This is a genomic window from Photobacterium sp. OFAV2-7, assembly GCF_022347985.1.
In the GTDB taxonomy this organism is placed as follows: domain Bacteria; phylum Pseudomonadota; class Gammaproteobacteria; order Enterobacterales; family Vibrionaceae; genus Photobacterium.
Genome location: NZ_JAKRFQ010000632.1, coordinates 1 through 3,177 on the forward strand (window position 1 = coordinate 1; position 3,177 = coordinate 3,177).

2 protein-coding genes are annotated in these 3,177 nt (G+C 51.8%); both read right to left on the reverse strand.

Going from position 1 to position 3,177, the window contains the following annotated elements:
* A partial coding sequence (malQ, locus tag MHN01_RS22095) for a 4-alpha-glucanotransferase (protein ID WP_239413466.1) occupies nucleotides 1-1,418 on the reverse strand: 1,418 nt, incomplete at its 3' end.
* Nucleotides 1,419-1,506: 88 nt separating this feature from the next.
* On the reverse strand, nucleotides 1,507-3,177 hold a 1,671-nt coding region (locus MHN01_RS22100), incomplete at its 5' end, for a glycogen/starch/alpha-glucan phosphorylase (protein ID WP_239413467.1).

The window sequence follows — 3,177 nt, forward strand, 5'->3', positions numbered from 1 at the left end:
CGCATATTGGCACGGATCAACTGAACATAAGGGTCATAGGCTCTTTCTTTCAGCACTTCCGGGTTTAGCGGCGGCAGTCCCCAGTTCTGACCCAGAGGACCAAGAATATCTGGCGGCGCGCCCACGCTCACATCCTGACATAATGCGCCGTGATCAGCCCAGGTTTCAGAGCCAGAGTCACACACACCCACAGCCAGGTCGCGGTAAAGCCCCATGACCATACCCTTTTCTTCTGCCAGCTCGTTGACTTCGGCCAGCTGGGTATCGGCAATCCACTGCAAGTACATAAACAGTTGTACTTTGGCATAGTTCTTCTTGATAAATGTCTGCACGGCAGGATTATCAAAATGACGATACTCTTCCGGGAAGACCGGCCATCCCCACACAGAATCATCTTCTTTCTTCAGCTCGGCATGAAGCGCATCGAAGGCCGCCTGGTGAAGCAGGCTTTCACCGCCCTGCTCAACAAACGCCAGGAATTTCTCTGCACGCGCCGTCTTTTTATCCAGGTGACGCTCACGGAACGTATCAAACAGCAAAGGAAGCACGGCCATTTTCAGGCAGGAGACTTCGCTGTAGTTCACCCAGTTGGCATTGCGGGCCTCGACCAAGCGCTGCTGGAACTCAGGGCTGCCTACCAGCTGCTGGGCCTCGTCACACTGGGCAAACTCAGAGACTGAGCTCACATCAATATACATCAGGTTCAGCCAACGACGAGAAGACGGGCTATATGGGCTCGCACCTTCCGGGTTGGCCGGGAATAAGGAGTGAATGGGGTTAAGACCCACAAAATCACCACCACGGGCAGCGACATCGGCAACCAGTTGTTTCAGATCGCCGAAATCACCAATCCCCCAGTTGTGATTAGTGCGAATTGAATACAGCTGAACACTCGTTCCCCAAAGCTTCTTGTCTTCCTGCAGGGCATCCTGCTTGTAACAAGACTGAGGAGTAACGATCAAAGTCATTTCAAACGGAGATTTACGACGCTTGCGGAACACTTCCAGCTTGTGGTAACCCCACTCCAGATCATCTGGTAATGAGAACACCAACGGGCCGCCATCGGCACGCTCGTCACTGATCAGCTGAGACTGCAACCAGCCTTCCATCACCTCACCCTGCTCTGTTTCCAGACGCCAGCTGAAATCGCTGCTCCGCGCGGCTTGATCAAGGTGCATGGCAATGCGCATCGGCTCGCCGCTACGTACGACCTGCACAGGTGCTAACACATCCGGATGGTGTTTTTTATTGGCTGATTCCAGCAAAGCTTCGTCATTACGTGTGTCGTAACCAAGCGCAGCCAGCAGACGACGGATCGTCTCGCTTTCCACCTTGGCTTCATCTCCCCAAGCACTGACATAGCTATCTGCAATACCTGCGATGTCAGCAACTTGTTTTAATACTTGATCGTCTTTCATCGTTCTCTCCGATAGCGGCCTTGCGGCCGCTTCGATGTTAGGGTTTTGCTGATATCAATTCAGACTCTAAATCACCAAATGGGCTGAATTAACGGTTTACTGGCTCGAGGTTCCAGATGTTATTGGCGTAGTCTCGAATACTACGGTCTGAGCTAAACTTGCTCATCAATGCTGTATTTAGAATTGCTTTGCGTGCCCAGTTCTTCTGGTCACGGTATTCAGCATCGATTTTCTCGTGAGTTTTCACGTAGTCGGCAAAGTCAGCCAGTACCAGGTAAGGGTCACCACCGTCCAGCAGGTTGTGGCGAATCGCTGCCAGCTGGCCAGGGTATCCTGGTGTGAACTCATCAGTTTCCAATAGATCCAGTGCTGCGCGCAGTAAGCTATCAGCATGGTAATAACGGTAAGGGTCGTAACCCTCTTCTTTTAGTTTCTGTACTTCATCAACCAGCAGGCCGAAAATGAAGATGTTGTCATCGCCGACTTCTTCACGCATTTCAACGTTGGCACCGTCCATCGTACCGATGGTCAGGGCACCGTTCATCGCGAACTTCATGTTACCTGTACCTGATGCTTCTTTACCGGCAGTCGAAATCTGCTCTGATACGTCTGCTGCAGGGAACAGGATCTCTGCCAGGCTCACGCGGTAATCAGGAATGAAGACCACTTTCAGCTTGCCGCCAAGACGAGGGTCGTTGTTCACCTTCTCGGCAACCTTGTTGATAGCAAAGATAATATCTTTCGCCAGCGCATAACCCGGCGCCGCCTTGGCACCAAAGAAGAATACGCGAGGTTGCATGTCGAATGTCGGATCGTTCAGCAGGCGATGGTACAGCGACAGAATGTGAAGCAGGTTCAGGTGCTGACGCTTGTACTCGTGCAGACGCTTGATTTGAATGTCAAAGATGGCATTGGTATCCAGCTCGATACCCATGTTCTCTTCAACCCAGTCAGCCAGACGTTGTTTGTTCTCTTTTTTCACTGCCATGTAGCGCTTCTGGAACACTTCATCTTCAGCAAACTTCTCCAGACCACCAATTTTCTCAAGCTTGCTCGGCCAGTCGTTACCCACCTTCTCGCTGATCAGCGCAGAAAGACCCGGGTTACAGTATTTGATCCAACGACGTGGTGTTACACCGTTAGTCACGTTCTGAAGACGACCAGGGAATAGCTCGTTGAACTCAGGGAACAGGTCACGCTTGACCAGCTCCGAGTGCAGTGCGGCTACACCGTTAACGGCATAAGTACTGACCACACAAAGGTTCGCCATGCGTACCATGCGCTGAGGACCTTCCTCAATGATAGACAGCTTGCGCTTCACGTCATTATTGCCCGGCCAATGCGCTTCAACAAGCGTCATGAAGCGGTGGTTGATTTCGAAAATGATTTCCATGTGACGAGGAAGCATTTGGGCAATCAGTGCCTCGCTCCACGTTTCCAGCGCTTCAGGCAGCAAGGTGTGGTTGGTGTAGGCGAATGTCTTCGAAGAGATGGCCCACGCGGCATCCCAACCCAGTTTGTATTCGTCAATCAGAACACGCATCAGTTCTGGAATAGCGATCGTCGGGTGCGTATCGTTAAGCTGGATAGTCTCAAGCTTAGCCAGATCTTCAATCTTGTTACCGGCACCGATGTGACGGCGCAGGATATCGGCAATCGAACAGGCACAGTGGAAGTACTGCTGCATCAGACGCAGTGCTTTACCCTGGTCATGGTTGTCGTTCGGGTAAAGAACCTTGGTCACGTTACCGGCTTCTAG